Genomic DNA, 14,901 nt, shown 5'->3' on the forward strand with positions numbered 1-14,901 from the left:
CCAAGACCCTTCTTCGAGCGCTTTCATGAGCAGCCAGACCTACAGCATTTCCGACCTCGCCCGCGAGCTGGACATCACCACCCGGGCGATCCGCTTTTATGAAGAACAAGGCCTGCTCAGCCCTGAGCGCCGAGGCCAGGAACGCATCTATTCGCCACGCGACAAGGTCAGCCTGAAGCTGATCCTGCGGGGCAAGCGTATCGGTTTTTCCCTGGCCGAGTGCCGCGAGCTGATCGAGCTCTATGACCCTTCCAGCGGTAACACCAAACAACTCAACAGCATGCTGGCGAAAATCAGCGAGCGCCGGGCACAGCTTGAACAGCAACTGCTGGACATCGAACAGATGAAGCTGGAACTCGACACCGCCGAAGAACGCTGTGTGCAGGCGCTGGAGCAGACGCTCAAGAGTCAGCAAGTCGCGCAGTAGCCTCCCGACAATTACAACAGGTCAACGCCATGTCCCTCCCCTCCCAAGTACGCCTGATTGAAGTCGGCCCCCGTGACGGCCTGCAGAACGAAGCCCAGCCAATCAGCGTCGCCGACAAGGTGCAACTGGTCGACGCGCTGAGCGCCGCCGGCCTCGGCTATATAGAAGTCGGCAGTTTCGTTTCGCCCAAGTGGGTGCCGCAGATGGCCGGTTCCGCTGATGTATTCGCGCAGATCCAGCGCAAGCCCGGCGTGACCTATGGCGCGCTGGCGCCGAACCTGCGCGGTTTTGAGGATGCGCTGGCCGCCGGGGTCAAGGAAGTCGCGGTGTTTGCCGCTGCGTCCGAAGCGTTCTCGCAGCGCAACATCAATTGCTCGATCAGCGAAAGCCTGGCGCGGTTCGCGCCGATCATGGAATCGGCGAAACAGCACGGCGTTACCGTGCGCGGTTACGTGTCCTGCGTGCTCGGCTGCCCTTATGAAGGCGAGGTCGCCCCGGAACAAGTGGCCATGGTCGCCCGCGAGCTGTACGCGATGGGCTGCTACGAAGTGTCGCTGGGTGACACCATCGGCACCGGCACTGCGGGCGCCACCCGCCGGCTGTTCGAAGTGGTCTCGAAGCAGGTGCCGCGAGAGAAACTCGCCGGCCACTTCCACGACACCTACGGCCAGGCCATGGCAAACATCTACGCCAGCCTGCTGGAAGGCATCGCGGTGTTCGACAGCTCGATCGCCGGCCTCGGCGGCTGCCCGTACGCCAAGGGCGCCAGCGGTAACGTCGCCACCGAAGACGTGGTGTACCTGCTCAACGGCCTGGGCATCGAGACCGGTATCGACCTCGACGCCTTGATTGCCGCCGGCCAGCAGATCAGCTCCGTGCTGGGCCGCCCGACCGGTTCGCGCGTGGCCAAGGCTCGCAGCGCACAGTGAGGGGATGGTGTTACCGCCGAGCGCGAAACGTGGGCACAAGCGAGTAACACGGAAACAAATTGTCTGGTTTTGCCTGAAGGATAAATCCTTCAAAAATCTCAAGCCCTTGATTTACAAGGGTTTTAAAAAGTTGGCACGGCTTCTGCTATCTCTATGGCATAACAAGAATAAAAAGCAGCAAACCAATAAAAATAAGACGTACCGACTCTGACATAACAAAAACAACACGGCAGAGACGCAGCTAACAGATTTTTTTGGAGAAGGTGTGCTTTTCAGGGTATTCCTTGGAATGACCCGCAACCGGGCAGAGAACAATAAAACTACCTTCAGGTAGCTCCCGAATCGGTTGGATCGCTAGACGAGAAAGCAGATCAGCGCTCAAAAAAATACGTTTGCTCTTGACCCCGGATGGGGGTCGCCAAAAAACAGCGGTAAAGGGCCACGGTTGCCAAAAACAACAACAGACCGCCCCTCAATAATAAAAAAGAGCACGCGACGACAAAATTAAAGGGGAGCTTCGGCTCCCCTTTGTGCTGTCTGGTGTTCTGAAATTGTCCGCGACGGAACTCCCCCCATCTCGATCTTCCTGCAAGCGCTTACTCGGCATGATCTCAATAAGGCAATTGATGCCGTGCCTCAACATCCAGCCCCACATACAAGTAATCCCAACAAAAACACGGTGGGTTCACGGCTTTCGCTGTGTGTAAACACGACGCCGCATGCGCGTTTAAAGTACACGAACCGTTACGCCATAAGGGCTACAACACCTTGCGTCGTTGCCTACGCGTACGCCAGAATCCGCCGGCTTACGCGGCTATGGGGTGGGCTATATCGTTTCCCTGTCACTGAAAAACAGTGATCGGGTTTGGTAGCCCGTCTGTAATAGCTGTATGGCAACACCGTATGCAGGCCCTTTTGGGGGCTCTGTTTTATGGTGGTCATGCGTGGGGCTCATTCGTGAGCGCCGGGTTCCTATTGCAGCCGGTCTACCAACCCGCGTATGGCCGCCACCCATCGTTTGGTAGCGTGGGTGATGGCTCCTTGAGATCTGCGATAGGAGTTACACGTATGTTCAAAGCCACACCAAACCCACCAGATACCGATTCAATCCCCTACGACGCCGCACTGGAAGCCGAAAACATAAAATCGGCAACCGAGCGGGCGATCAATCATTACCTCGATCCTGGGGCGCAGAAGACGTCCAAGCCATCGCGCAAGCCGGGCAAGATCTACCTGGTCAATCCAACGATGGATGACGAAACGCTGCTGGTCGAAGCGTGCGAAACGCTGTCGTCGGCCAGTGACATGGCCCGGGATCTCGGCAACACCGTCGATCCGTCGCAGCGCAAGGCGATGCAGATACTGCAGCAGGTCATCATGCTGAGTGAGCTGCTGGTCAATCGTGTGCTGGACAACCATCACGTCTCGCGGTAGTTGCCGCCCCGGTGAGGGGCTTGTCCCCTCACTGCCTGGCAGCCGTCGATAAAAATCCTCAAGCGACTCTTTTCCGGAGTTCCAGCTGATGTCCAAGACCGTCATTCCACCGTTAGAAGATCCGGTGTCCCCCTACGAATTTCCCGATTCAAGAAAGCTCCACGACGCCGCCGAACGCGCCCTCGACTATTACTTGACCCCCGCAGCCCAGATTATGGCCACGCCTTACACCCCCAACGACATGTTCATGGTCAACCCGCAAACCGACACGGAGTCCTTGCTGGCCAACGCCTGCGAATCCCTGGCTTCAGCCACGGTCATGCTCGGTGACTTTGCCGGCCTGCTGGAAGGGCCGAACCGCAAGACTCTGCTGGGCATTGCGCAAGTGGTGATGTTGGGGGAGTTGGCGGTGAATCAGGCGTTGGAAAATGTAGAAGTAAAGCAATAAGCGCTGCTTTCGAAGCCAGGGTCCGCGCCTTGGCTTCGAAAGCTCTAATCGTCAGCCCTCGTTACTACGCAACTCCTCGATACTGATCTCACGCATCCGGAATTTCTGGATCTTGCCGGTCACCGTCATCGGAAATTCCTCGACGAACTTGAAATGACGCGGCGTCTTGAAGTGGGCGATGCGCTCCTTGCACCACGCTTGCAGCTCTTGTTCGGTCGCGCTGTGGCCGGGGTGGAATTTGATCCAGGCGACGATTTCCTCGCCGTAACGCGAGCATGGAATGCCGATCACCTGCACGTCCGCCACCGCCGGGTGGGTGAAGAAGAACTCTTCCAGTTCACGCGGGTAAATGTTTTCGCCGCCACGGATGATCATGTCCTTGTTGCGGCCGGCGATGCACACGTAACCCTCGTCGTTCATGCTCGCCAGGTCGCCGGTGTGCATCCAGCCTGCCGCGTCGATGGCTTCGGCGGTGGCCTGCGGGTTGTTCCAGTAGCCGAGCATCACGCTGTAGCCACGGGTGCACAGTTCGCCGATGGTGCCGCGTGGCACCGGGTTGCCGGCCTCGTCGATGATTTTACTTTCGAGTTGCGGCTGGGTACGTCCGACGGTGGTGACACGCAGTTCCAGCTCGTCCGATGGCCCGGTCTGCAGGGACACGGGGCTGGTTTCGGTCATGCCGTAGGCGATCTGCACTTCGCTCATGTGCATCTCGCTGATGACCCGTCGCATCACTTCGATCGGGCAAGTCGCGCCGGCCATGATCCCGGTGCGCAGGGTCGACAGGTCGAATTCGGCACGTTGTGGCTGATCGAGCATGGCGATGAACATGGTCGGCACGCCGTACAGCGCGGTAGCTTTTTCTTCGGCGACGGTGCTCAGGGTCAGCAGCGGATCGAAGGCATCGTTGGGGTAAATCATGGTGCTGCCGTGGGTGATGCAGCCGAGGTTGCCCATGACCATGCCGAAGCAGTGATACAGAGGCACCGGGATCACCAGGCGATCAGCAGCGGTCAGGCCGAGACTTTCGCCGACCATGTAACCGTTGTTGAGGATGTTGTAGTGACTGAGGGTCGCGCCCTTGGGGAAACCGGTGGTGCCGGAGGTGTACTGAATGTTGACGGGCTGATCGAAGTGCAGGCTGTCGCTGCGTTCACGCAATTGTGCTGGCGAGACACTGGCGGCCAGATCGGCCAGTTGCGACCACGGGAGAAAACCCGAAGGCGGCTGCGGATCGAGGCTGATCAAGCCGCGCAACTCCGGCAGGCGCTCGCTGCGCAGTTCGCCGATGGATTGCTCGGCCAGTTCCGGCAGCAAGCCTTGCAACATGCCGTGATAGTTGGAGCTCTTGAACGCCCCGGCGCAGACCAACCATTGGCAGCCGGATTGCTTGAGCACGTATTCGAGTTCGGAGCTGCGGTAGGCCGGGTTGATGTTGACCAGGATTACGCCGAGCTTCGCGGTGGCGAACTGAGCGATGCACCACTGCGCGCAGTTCGGCGCCCAGATGCCAAGTCGGTCACCGGTCTGCAAACCCAACGCCAGCAGCGCTCTGGCATGCACGTCTACCGCGTCGGCCAGTTGCCGCCAGGTGTAACGCAGCTGCTGATGGCGCACCACCAGCGCCTCGCCGTCCGGGTACTGCGCGACGGTCTCGTCGAACTTCTGCCCGATGGTCATCGCCAGCAAGGCTTTGCTCTGGGAACCACGGGTATAGCTGCGCTGCGGGTTTGCACTGGGTTGATCCATGACGACCCCTATTGTCTTTATTAGTGGGTGTTGGAACGGAGCTGCGGCAGCTCCGACCATTCAGAACTGGCTCTACTCTCGCTCAAGTTGACGTTAACGTAAAGGGTGATTGACAGCCATTCGTCACAGGCTTACGTTAACGTAAAGGTGAGAACTGAAACGCCCTTCTCCCCACCCTACAAAAAAGCCAAAAGGTGACCCATGAGCTACCCATCCCTGAACTTTGCCCTCGGCGAAACCATCGACATGCTGCGCGATCAGGTTCAGTCCTTTGTCGCCAAGGAGATCGCCCCCCGTGCCGCGCAGATCGACAGCGACAACCTGTTCCCTGCCGATCTGTGGTGCAAGTTTGGTGACATGGGCCTGCTCGGGATCACCGTGCCGGAAGAGTACGGCGGCGCTGGTCTGGGCTACCTGGCGCACGTGGTGGCGATGGAAGAAATCAGCCGTGGATCGGCTTCCGTGGCGTTGTCCTACGGCGCCCACTCCAATCTCTGCGTCAACCAGATCAACCGCAATGGCAACCACGAACAGAAAACCAAATACCTGCCGAAGCTGATCAGCGGCGAACACGTCGGCGCTCTGGCGATGAGCGAGCCGAACGCCGGTTCCGACGTGGTCTCGATGAAATTGCGCGCCGATAAACGCGGCGACCGCTACGTCCTCAATGGCAGCAAGACCTGGATAACCAACGGCCCAGACGCCAACACCTACGTGATATACGCCAAGACCGACCTGGAAAAAGGCCCGCACGGCATCACCGCATTCATCGTCGAGCGTGACTGGAAAGGCTTCAGCCGCAGCAACAAGTTCGACAAGCTCGGCATGCGCGGCTCCAACACCTGCGAGCTGTTCTTCGATGATGTCGAAGTACCGGAGGAAAACATCCTCGGCGTGCTCAACGGCGGCGTGAAAGTGCTGATGAGCGGCCTCGATTACGAGCGCGTCGTGCTGTCCGGTGGCCCGACCGGGATCATGCAGTCGTGCATGGACCTGATCGTGCCGTACATCCATGACCGCAAGCAGTTCGGCCAGAGCATCGGCGAATTCCAGCTGATCCAGGGCAAAGTCGCCGACATGTACACCCAACTCAACGCCAGCCGCGCTTACCTTTACGCCGTGGCCCAGGCCTGCGAGCGCAACGAAACCACCCGCAAGGACGCTGCCGGCGTGATCCTCTACACCGCCGAACGCGCCACGCAAATGGCCCTGGATGCGATCCAGATTCTTGGCGGCAACGGCTACATCAACGAATTCCCGGCCGGTCGTCTGCTGCGTGACGCCAAGCTGTACGAAATCGGTGCTGGTACCAGTGAGATCCGTCGCATGCTGATCGGTCGCGAACTGTTCAACGAAACCCGCTAAACGGAGCTGTCCATGGCTATCCTGCATACCCAGCTCAACCCCCGTTCAGCGGAGTTCGCCACCAACAGCGCGGCGATGCTCGAACAAGTCGACGCCCTGCACACCCTGCTCGCCCAAGTGGCTCAGGGCGGCGGCGCGAAAGCTCAGGAACGTCACACCTCGCGCGGCAAACTGCTGCCGCGTGAACGCATCAACCGCCTCCTCGATCCGGGCTCGCCGTTTCTGGAAATCAGCCAGTTGGCTGCACACGCCGTGTATGGCGAAGACGTGCCGGCCGCTGGCGTGATTGCCGGCATTGGCCGCGTGGAAGGCGTCGAATGCATGATCGTCGCCAACGACGCGACGGTGAAAGGCGGCTCGTACTACCCGCTGACCGTGAAGAAACACCTGCGTGCCCAGACGATCGCCCAGCAGAATCGCCTGCCGTGCATCTATCTGGTGGACTCGGGCGGCGCCAACCTGCCGCGTCAGGACGAAGTGTTTCCGGATCGCGAGCACTTCGGGCGGATCTTCTTCAACCAGGCCAACATGAGCGCCATGGGCATTCCGCAGATTGCCGTGGTCATGGGTTCCTGCACCGCCGGCGGCGCCTATGTGCCGGCGATGGCCGACGAAGCGATCATGGTGCGCAATCAGGCGACGATCTTCCTCGCCGGCCCGCCCTTGGTGAAAGCCGCGACCGGTGAAGTGGTCAGCGCCGAAGATCTCGGCGGGGCCGATGTGCACTGCAGGATTTCCGGGGTCGCCGACCATTACGCCGAAAGCGATGAGCACGCCCTCGCCCTCGCCCGCCGCAGCGTCGCCAACCTCAACTGGCGCAAGCTTGGCGAAGTGCAGCAGCGCACGCCGATTGCGCCGCTGTACGCCAGCGATGAGTTGTACGGCGTGGTTTCGGCGGACGCCAAGCAGCCGTTCGATGTGCGCGAAGTTATTGCGCGACTGGTCGACGGTTCGGTGTTCGATGAATTCAAGGCTTTGTTCGGTACGACGCTGGTGTGCGGTTTCGCTCATCTGCACGGCTACCCGATCGCGATCCTCGCCAACAACGGCATCCTGTTCGCCGAAGCCGCGCAAAAAGGCGCGCACTTCATAGAACTGGCCTGCCAGCGCGGCATCCCGCTGCTGTTCCTGCAGAACATCACCGGCTTCATGGTCGGCCAGAAATACGAAGCCGGCGGCATCGCCAAACACGGCGCCAAACTGGTGACCGCCGTGGCGTGCGCCAAGGTGCCAAAATTCACCGTGATCATCGGCGGCAGCTTCGGCGCAGGCAACTACGGCATGTGCGGGCGGGCCTACGATCCGCGCTTCCTGTGGATGTGGCCGAACGCTCGGATCGGCGTGATGGGCGCCGAACAGGCGGCCGGCGTGCTGGTTCAGGTCAAGCGCGAGCAGGCCGAACGCAGCGGTCAGGCGTTCAGTGCGGAACAGGAAAGCGAGATCAAGCAACCGATTCTCGACCAGTACGAAGAGCAGGGTCACCCCTACTACTCCAGCGCACGGCTGTGGGACGACGGTGTCATCGACCCGGCGCAGACCCGCGATGTGCTGGCCCTGGCCTTGTCCGCGTCGTTGAACGCACCTATCGAACCGAGCCGCTTCGGCGTGTTCCGGATGTGATCGGGAGAACCTCATGAGCGACTTCAACACCCTCGAATTGCACAGCGATCCACGGGGTTTCGCAACCCTGTGGCTGAGCCGCGAAGAAAAGAACAACGCGTTCAACGCCGAGATGATCCGCGAACTGATCCTGGCGCTGGACAAGGTCGCCAGCGATGCCAGCCTGCGCTTTTTACTGGTACGCGGACGCGGCAAACACTTCAGCGCTGGCGCGGATCTGGCCTGGATGCAGCAATCGGCCGAACTCGATTACCACTCCAACCTCGACGACGCCCGGGAACTGGCGGAGCTGATGTACAACCTCGCCAAACTGAAAATCCCGACCGTGGCCGTGGTGCAAGGCGCGGCGTTCGGCGGCGCGCTGGGTCTGATCAGTTGCTGCGACATGGCGATTGGCGCCGATGATGCGCAGTTCTGCCTGTCGGAAGTACGTATTGGCCTGGCGCCGGCGGTGATCAGTCCGTTTGTGGTGCAAGCCATCGGCGAGCGCGCGGCGCGGCGTTATGCGCTGACGGCTGAGCGATTCGGCGGGCAGCGGGCGCGGGAAATCGGTTTGTTATCGGAAAGCTATCCGGCAACCGAACTTGAACAGAAAGTCGAGCAATGGATCGACAACCTCCTGCTCAACAGCCCCGCCGCCATGCGCGCCAGCAAGGATCTGCTGCGTGAGGTCGGCAACGGCGCGCTGACCCCGGCCCTGCGCCGTTACACCGAGAACGCCATCGCCCGCATCCGTGTCAGCCCGGAAGGCCAGGAAGGTCTGCGGGCGTTTTTGGAGAAACGTCCACCGAGCTGGCAAGCCGCAACCACCACCAAGGAGCCGCGTTGATGAGCGCACCTGTTCTCACCACCCTGCTGGTGGCCAACCGTGGCGAAATCGCTTGCCGGGTCATGCGTACCGCCAAGGCGCTGGGCCTGACCACCGTCGCCGTGCACAGCGCCACCGACCGTGAAGCGCGGCACAGCCGTGAAGCGGATATCCGCGTCGATCTGGGCGGCAGCAAAGCGGCCGACAGCTATCTGCAAATCGATAAATTGATCGCAGCGGCCAAGGCCAGCGGCGCTCAGGCGATTCATCCGGGTTATGGCTTTCTGTCGGAGAACGCTGGTTTTGCTCGCGCCATTGAAGCCGCCGGCCTGATTTTCCTTGGCCCGCCCGCCTCGGCCATCGACGCGATGGGCAGCAAATCCGCCGCCAAGGCCCTGATGGAAACTGCTGGCGTGCCGCTGGTTCCGGGATATCACGGCGAAGCTCAGGATCTGGACACCTTCCGCGATGCTTGCGAGCGCATTGGTTATCCAGTGCTGCTCAAGGCCACCGCTGGCGGTGGCGGTAAAGGTATGAAAGTTGTCGAGGACGTCAGCCAGTTGGCTGAAGCGCTGGCCTCGGCCCAGCGTGAAGCGCAGTCATCGTTCGGCGATTCGCGGATGCTGGTGGAAAAATACCTGCTCAAGCCGCGCCACGTGGAAATCCAGGTATTCGCCGATCAGCATGGCAATTGCCTGTACCTGAACGAGCGCGACTGCTCGATCCAGCGCCGGCACCAGAAGGTCGTCGAAGAAGCGCCGGCACCGGGTTTGAGCCCGGAACTGCGTCGAGCGATGGGCGAAGCGGCGGTGCGTTCGGCGCAGGCCATCGGCTACGTCGGCGCCGGCACGGTGGAGTTTCTGCTGGACGCTCGCGGCGAGTTTTTCTTCATGGAGATGAACACGCGACTGCAGGTCGAACACCCGGTCACCGAAGCCATCACCGGGCTCGATCTGGTGGCCTGGCAGATTCGCGTCGCCCGTGGCGAAGCGTTGCCGATCACTCAGGATCAAGTGCCGCTGAACGGGCATGCAATTGAAGTGCGGTTGTATGCGGAAGATCCGTCGAATGATTTTCTGCCGGCGACCGGGCGTCTGGATCTGTATCGAGAATCCGCCGCAGGACCGGGGCGCCGTGTGGACAGCGGTGTTGAGGAAGGCGATGAGATTTCGCCGTTCTATGACCCGATGCTCGGCAAGCTGATTGCCTGGGGCGAAGATCGTGAGCAGGCGCGTTTACGGCTGCTGAGCATGCTCGACGAGTTTGCGATTGGCGGGTTGAAGACCAACATCAACTTCCTGCGGCGGATCATCGGGCATCCGGCGTTTGCGGCGGCGGAACTGGATACCGGGTTCATTCCGCGTTATCAGGATCAGTTGCTGCCAACACCTGCTGCGCTGAGCGATGAATTTTGGAATGCGGCGGCGCAGGCTTTTGCGCAGAGCCTGCCGGAGACAGCTCGGGCGGATGATCCGGCTTCGCCTTGGGCGCTACACAGTGGTTTGCGCGCGGGGTTGCCTCGTGAAATCGCACTTCATTTGAGTTGCGAGGGGCAGGATCGGGCGTTGACGCTCGGTGCTGGCGGCAGTGCAAAACTGATCGGTGAACAACTGATACTCGAGCACGACGGGCTGCGTCGGCAGCTGCGGGCGATTCGTCGTGGAGAGGTTCTGTTTCTGCAATGGGACGGCGAGTTGCGACGCGTTGAAACGTATGACCCGATCAGCGCTGTCGAAGCCAGTCACAGCCATCAGGGCGGTCTGACTGCGCCGATGAACGGCAGCATCGTTCGAGTGTTGGTGGAGGCCGGGCAAGCGGTTGAAGCCGGCGCGCAACTGGTGGTGCTGGAAGCGATGAAGATGGAGCACAGCATCCGCGCGCCCCATGCCGGCGTGATCAAGGCGCTGTATTGCCAGGAAGGCGAAATGGTCAGCGAAGGCAGCGCACTGGTCGAGTTGGAGGAAGCTTGAAAGGTGGATCGATCCTACGCTTCGCGAGGATCGATCTGACTAGTATTTGGCCGTTGCCTGAACCACGACGCCGATGATTCGGCACTCTTCGGTCAACAAGGCTTTCGGCCAGGTCGGATTGAGCGGCACCAGGTAACGCTGGCCGCCCTCCTCGATCAGCTTGCGGAAAATCGCCTCGTCGCTGTCCGGCCACTGGGCGATCACCAGTTTGCCCGGCTCGGCTTCCAGCGCCGGATCCACCAGGATCATCATCCCTTCGCCGATGCTCTGCCCGGTCGGTGCGGTCATCGCGTTACCCGTCACCGTCAGCCAGAACGCCGGGCCACGGGCGTGGTAATCCGTCAGTTCGAAACGTCGCTTGTCCTTGGCACTCGAATACGCTGGCTGGCTCTCGCGGGCCTCGACCGGCGTATTCCACTCGCTGACCGGATAGCGAAAGTAAGGGTTGTACTTCTGCGCCAGAGGCATTTCGTCATCCGCATCGACCTGCGGCTCACGAATCACCACCGCGACTTCGAGATACTCCATACCCAGCGCTTTCAGCACGCGGTTCATCTGCGTGATGCCGGGCTCGCGGCGCTTGTTCAGCCAATGGCCGATACCGCCCTGAGACATGCCGACGCGCTCGCCGAGTTCGACTTGAGTGACGTTGAGTTCACTCATTTTGGCCTTGACCAACTCAATCCATTTATCCATGTGCGGCACCATACGTGGACGCCTGCGGCCGGCAAAACACATATTGTAGTATTTAAATTCTGGTCACAAATACTGATAGTACTATTCTTGGGTCACGGATTTGAATCGACCAAGGAGTGACCTTTCCCCATGAATATCACCAGCAAAGACTTGCCCGACCTGCAAATGGACACAACCTTCACCTCCCCGCAAGGGTGTGCCGCTGCGCAACGGGCGTTGGACTATTACTTGAAACCAGCTGTGTCAGAACCGGATGCAGAGGAACGCTTCTTCGGCGTGAACAGCAATCTGAGTGGCGAAGAATCCCTGGTCCACGCCTCCGACCTGCTGCGATGCGCAGCAGCCACGGCGTTCAAGGCTGCGGATGGCTTACAGGGCGTCAATCGGGATCTGGCGTTTTCAGTCGTGCACATGGTGGACATGGCACGAGCGATGGTCGATCACTCGCTCGATGGCGCGGTTCGCTGAAGACGGGAGTTCGGACGGACAGGAAAGAACTTTCCAATCGCGCAGATAAAAACATTTGACTTGCAAATGATAATGATTATTATTGCAAGCAACTGGTCGCAAGATCAGTCGATGGACCAGAGACCTTAGGTCGGTCTTCTGGACTATCTCCTCATCAGGCTAATCACGGTTTTTGACCCGGCTTTTTGCCGGGTCTTTTTTTTGCCAGTTTTCTGGCTTGTGTCTTCAGGCTAATGAAGTCTGTAGGTGCCGCAAATTCAATGGCGCGGATGATATCAAAAGAATATTGCTTGGCAAGCGGACCCCGGCCGCATTGGGGCAAAGTAATGCCAATTAGCACTTGAGAATCAATCGCACAGCCACTAAGCTGCATCCGCGTCACGGAAGACGCCCCCCGCCACAACCCGCAATTTCCCTCGGTTTCACCCCTGTCTTGCGTGTAAAGTAGCCGCCATAAAAATCATATTCAGGAACCGATTATGACCGTGGCCAAATCTTCGTTCGACATCAGCGCCAACTTCGACAGCGGCAACATCCAAGTCATCGACATCAGCAATCCGCTCAACCCGGTTCTGGCAATTCGGCCAGATACCCGCAGCGGCCATTTCCAGTGGTTCCACTTCAAGGCCAGCGGCCTGCACGTTCATCAGGAACACTGGTTCCGTCTGGTCAACGCCAGTCAGTCCTCCTACAACAAAGCCTGGACCGGCTATCAGGCGGTCGCCTCTTACGATCACGTCAACTGGTTCCGCATTCCGACCCAATTCGAAGGCGACAGCCTGCGCTTCTGCCTCGAAGCCGAGCAGACCCACGCCTGGTTCGCCTACTTCGAGCCCTACAGCCGTGGCCGTCATGACTGGCTGATCGAGCAGGCGCTGACCAAGGCCGGCACCGAACTGCTGGCCACTGGCAAAAGCGTCGAAGGCCGCGACATTCAACTGCTGCGCAAAGGCACTGGCGCCGAAGGTCGCCGCAAGATCTGGATCATCGCCCAGCAGCATCCCGGCGAGCACATGGCCGAGTGGTTCATGGAAGGCGTGATCGAACGCCTGGAACATCATGACGATCCAGTGCTGAACAAACTGCTGGCCAGCGCCGATCTGTACCTGGTGCCGAACATGAACCCGGACGGCGCCTTCCACGGTCACCTGCGCACCAACGCCATGGGCCAGGACCTGAACCGCGCCTGGCAGAACGCCAGTCAGGAAGTCAGCCCCGAAGTACTTTTCGTACAACAGCAAATGGAAAAGTACGGCGTCGATCTGTTCCTCGACGTACACGGCGACGAAGAAATTCCCCACGTGTTCACCGCCGGCTGCGAAGGCAATCCGGGTTACACCCTGCGGATCGAGAAACTCGAAGAACACTTCCGCAGCCACCTGAAGCACACCACCAAAGATTTCCAGACCAAGTACGGCTACACCCGCGATGAACCGGGCCAGGCCAACATGACCCTGGCCTGCAACAGCGTCGGCCAGAAGTTCGACTGCCTGTCGCTGACCCTGGAAATGCCGTTCAAGGATCACGATGATGCGCCGAATCCGCTCACCGGCTGGTCGGGCAAGCGCTCGAAGCAACTGGGCAAGGACGTGCTGACCACCATCGCGGACATGGTCGACACCCTGCGCTGATCGCCCCTGAGTTTCGCTTCAAAAAAGATCGCAGCCTGTCTGCGATCTTTTTTTTGCGCCGACTTTTACTCAATCAGGTTGCAAATCAAAACCGGATTACTTACCGTCATTCAAGTTTCAACTTGAAACCTGAAAGGAACCGGGACATGAGAACTGCAACACTCGATAAAGGTGTCGTGCTGCTCTTCGCCATCGCTTGCGGCCTCGCGGTGGGCAACGTGTATTACGCCCAGCCGCTGCTGGATGCGATGGCCGAAGCCTTCGAGATGTCGCCGGGCAGCATCGGCATCGTCATGACCTTGACTCAGGTCGGTTACGGCTTCGGACTGTTATTGCTCGTACCCCTCGGCGATCTGCTCAACCGCCGGCGGCTGATCGTCACGCAAACGCTGTTGTCCGCCGCAGCCTTGCTGATGATCGCTCTGGCCTCGAACAGCGCCTGGCTACTGATCGGCGTCACCCTGACCGGCCTGCTGGCCGTGGTCACCCAGGTTCTGGTCGCCTACGCCGCGACCCTTGCCGTCCCTGCGCAACGTGGCAAGGTGGTCGGCGTGATCACCAGCGGCATCGTCGTCGGCATTCTGCTGGCGCGCACGGTGGCCGGCGGCATGGCTGATCTGGCCGGCTGGCGCTCGATCTATCTGCTGTCAGCGGGATTGACACTGGTGATGGCTGTGTTGCTGTTTCGGGTGTTGCCCAAGGAGGAAGAAGCACGACCGACCACGCATTACGTGGCATTGATCGCCTCAGTGTTCAGCCTGTTTCGTGAAGAACCGGTGCTGCGCCAACGGGCGATCCTCGCCCTGCTCACCTTCGCCAGCGCCATGGTGCTGTGGACGCCGATGGTGTTGCCGCTGGCCGCCCCGCCCCTGTCGCTTTCCCACAGTGAGATCGGATTGTTCGGACTCGCCGGCGCGGCGGGTGCACTCGCCGCCGCCAGAGCCGGACACCTGGCGGATCGAGGATGGGGGCAATGGGTTAGCGGTCTGTCGCTGCTGCTGATGCTGGGCTCGTGGTTGCCGATCGCACTCACCCAAACTTCATTATGGGCACTACTGCTTGGCGTCATCACTCTGGATCTGGGCTTGCAGGCCGTGCACGTCACCAGCCAGAGCATGATCTACAGCGTCCGCCCAGAGGCGCAGAGCCGACTGACCGCCGGTTACATGCTGTTTTATTCAATTGGCAGCGCCTTGGGCTCAATCGCCTCGACGGCCATGTACGCCTGGGCAGGATGGCCGGGCGTCTGCGGGTTGGGTGCCGCAATCAATATGGTCGCGTTGCTGTACTGGTGGCGAACGCTGGCCACCCGGAAACGTGGCGAGGCGGCTTGCGCCCTCGCCACGTCGGACTGAC

14 protein-coding genes are annotated in these 14,901 nt (G+C 60.1%); 11 read left to right on the plus strand and 3 right to left on the minus strand.

The window, feature by feature from the left end; translation table 11 throughout:
- Positions 1-25: 25 nt before the first annotated feature.
- The 4 genes from ABFB52_RS18955 (at position 26) to ABFB52_RS18970 (ending at position 3,238) form a co-directional block, all read left to right on the plus strand.
- Complete coding sequence (locus ABFB52_RS18955; protein WP_039767497.1) at positions 26-427, plus strand: MerR family DNA-binding transcriptional regulator; 402 nt, start codon at positions 26-28, stop codon at positions 425-427.
- A 29-nt stretch (positions 428-456) separates the two neighbouring features.
- Positions 457-1,356, plus strand: a complete 900-nt coding sequence (locus ABFB52_RS18960) for a hydroxymethylglutaryl-CoA lyase (protein ID WP_129972695.1) — start codon at positions 457-459, stop codon at positions 1,354-1,356.
- A gap of 1,068 nt (positions 1,357-2,424) precedes the next feature.
- Entirely contained in the window at positions 2,425-2,790 is a 366-nt protein-coding gene (locus ABFB52_RS18965; RefSeq protein WP_102687163.1) for a DUF6124 family protein, read from the plus strand.
- An 88-nt stretch (positions 2,791-2,878) separates the two neighbouring features.
- Positions 2,879-3,238 (plus strand): DUF6124 family protein, encoded by a 360-nt coding sequence (locus tag ABFB52_RS18970; RefSeq protein WP_096822298.1) that lies wholly within the window; start codon positions 2,879-2,881, stop codon positions 3,236-3,238.
- A gap of 51 nt (positions 3,239-3,289) precedes the next feature.
- Here the strand turns inward: ABFB52_RS18970 and ABFB52_RS18975 are convergent, their stop codons facing one another.
- A complete protein-coding gene (locus ABFB52_RS18975; RefSeq protein ID WP_129972694.1) occupies positions 3,290-4,987 on the minus strand; it encodes an AMP-binding protein in 1,698 nt (565 codons plus the stop codon).
- A gap of 201 nt (positions 4,988-5,188) precedes the next feature.
- Between ABFB52_RS18975 and ABFB52_RS18980 the strand changes: the two genes are divergently transcribed.
- The 4 genes from ABFB52_RS18980 to ABFB52_RS18995 are packed head-to-tail and all read left to right on the plus strand — an operon-like array spanning position 5,189 to position 10,750.
- Positions 5,189-6,352 (plus strand): isovaleryl-CoA dehydrogenase, encoded by a 1,164-nt coding sequence (locus tag ABFB52_RS18980; RefSeq protein ID WP_129972693.1) that lies wholly within the window; start codon positions 5,189-5,191, stop codon positions 6,350-6,352.
- 12 nt (positions 6,353-6,364) lie between these two features.
- Positions 6,365-7,972, plus strand: coding sequence for a carboxyl transferase domain-containing protein (locus ABFB52_RS18985; protein WP_129972692.1), 1,608 nt, complete (start codon positions 6,365-6,367; stop codon positions 7,970-7,972).
- 13 nt (positions 7,973-7,985) lie between these two features.
- On the plus strand, positions 7,986-8,801 hold the full coding sequence (locus ABFB52_RS18990; RefSeq protein WP_129972691.1) for a gamma-carboxygeranoyl-CoA hydratase: 816 nt from the start codon (positions 7,986-7,988) through the stop codon (positions 8,799-8,801).
- A complete protein-coding gene (locus ABFB52_RS18995; protein ID WP_129972690.1) occupies positions 8,801-10,750 on the plus strand; it encodes an acetyl/propionyl/methylcrotonyl-CoA carboxylase subunit alpha in 1,950 nt (649 codons plus the stop codon). The genes ABFB52_RS18990 and ABFB52_RS18995 overlap by 1 nt, the downstream gene beginning before the upstream one ends.
- A gap of 39 nt (positions 10,751-10,789) precedes the next feature.
- Here ABFB52_RS18995 and ABFB52_RS19000 read toward each other — a convergent pair whose 3' ends face one another.
- Positions 10,790-11,446, minus strand: coding sequence for a LexA family transcriptional regulator (locus ABFB52_RS19000; RefSeq protein WP_129972689.1), 657 nt, complete (start codon positions 11,444-11,446; stop codon positions 10,790-10,792).
- Between the two features lie 129 nt (positions 11,447-11,575).
- On the opposite strand from ABFB52_RS19000, the gene ABFB52_RS19005 reads away from it, so the two are divergent.
- Complete coding sequence (locus ABFB52_RS19005; protein WP_039767517.1) at positions 11,576-11,914, plus strand: DUF3077 domain-containing protein; 339 nt, start codon at positions 11,576-11,578, stop codon at positions 11,912-11,914.
- A gap of 163 nt (positions 11,915-12,077) precedes the next feature.
- Here ABFB52_RS19005 and ABFB52_RS19010 read toward each other — a convergent pair whose 3' ends face one another.
- Positions 12,078-12,296, minus strand: a complete 219-nt coding sequence (locus ABFB52_RS19010) for a hypothetical protein (RefSeq protein WP_129972688.1) — start codon at positions 12,294-12,296, stop codon at positions 12,078-12,080.
- Between the two features lie 97 nt (positions 12,297-12,393).
- Between ABFB52_RS19010 and ABFB52_RS19015 the strand changes: the two genes are divergently transcribed.
- Both ABFB52_RS19015 and ABFB52_RS19020 read left to right on the plus strand, forming a co-directional pair.
- Positions 12,394-13,545: a M14-type cytosolic carboxypeptidase gene (locus tag ABFB52_RS19015; RefSeq protein ID WP_129972687.1), complete on the plus strand. Its 1,152-nt coding sequence runs from the start codon at positions 12,394-12,396 to the stop codon at positions 13,543-13,545.
- A gap of 146 nt (positions 13,546-13,691) precedes the next feature.
- Complete coding sequence (locus ABFB52_RS19020; RefSeq protein ID WP_129972686.1) at positions 13,692-14,900, plus strand: MFS transporter; 1,209 nt, start codon at positions 13,692-13,694, stop codon at positions 14,898-14,900.
- Position 14,901: the final 1 nt, after the last annotated feature.

This window comes from Pseudomonas sp. 9.2(2024) (assembly GCF_039695385.1).
Taxonomy (GTDB): Bacteria; Pseudomonadota; Gammaproteobacteria; order Pseudomonadales; family Pseudomonadaceae; genus Aquipseudomonas; species Aquipseudomonas paraglycinae.

Excerpts from the sequence above, each read along its gene's own strand:
- ABFB52_RS18955 (WP_039767497.1), top strand. The coding sequence starts at position 26 with ATGAGCAGCCAGACCTACAGCATTTCCGACCTCGCCCGCGAGCTGGAC.
- ABFB52_RS18960 (WP_129972695.1), top strand. The coding sequence starts at position 457 with ATGTCCCTCCCCTCCCAAGTACGCCTGATTGAAGTCGGCCCCCGTGAC.
- ABFB52_RS18965 (WP_102687163.1), top strand. The coding sequence starts at position 2,425 with ATGTTCAAAGCCACACCAAACCCACCAGATACCGATTCAATCCCCTAC.
- ABFB52_RS18970 (WP_096822298.1), top strand. The coding sequence starts at position 2,879 with ATGTCCAAGACCGTCATTCCACCGTTAGAAGATCCGGTGTCCCCCTAC.
- ABFB52_RS18975 (WP_129972694.1), bottom strand. The coding sequence starts at position 4,987 with ATGGATCAACCCAGTGCAAACCCGCAGCGCAGCTATACCCGTGGTTCC.
- ABFB52_RS18980 (WP_129972693.1), top strand. The coding sequence starts at position 5,189 with ATGAGCTACCCATCCCTGAACTTTGCCCTCGGCGAAACCATCGACATG.
- ABFB52_RS18985 (WP_129972692.1), top strand. The coding sequence starts at position 6,365 with ATGGCTATCCTGCATACCCAGCTCAACCCCCGTTCAGCGGAGTTCGCC.
- ABFB52_RS18990 (WP_129972691.1), top strand. The coding sequence starts at position 7,986 with ATGAGCGACTTCAACACCCTCGAATTGCACAGCGATCCACGGGGTTTC.
- ABFB52_RS18995 (WP_129972690.1), top strand. The coding sequence starts at position 8,801 with ATGAGCGCACCTGTTCTCACCACCCTGCTGGTGGCCAACCGTGGCGAA.
- ABFB52_RS19000 (WP_129972689.1), bottom strand. The coding sequence starts at position 11,446 with ATGGATAAATGGATTGAGTTGGTCAAGGCCAAAATGAGTGAACTCAAC.
- ABFB52_RS19005 (WP_039767517.1), top strand. The coding sequence starts at position 11,576 with ATGAATATCACCAGCAAAGACTTGCCCGACCTGCAAATGGACACAACC.
- ABFB52_RS19015 (WP_129972687.1), top strand. The coding sequence starts at position 12,394 with ATGACCGTGGCCAAATCTTCGTTCGACATCAGCGCCAACTTCGACAGC.
- ABFB52_RS19020 (WP_129972686.1), top strand. The coding sequence starts at position 13,692 with ATGAGAACTGCAACACTCGATAAAGGTGTCGTGCTGCTCTTCGCCATC.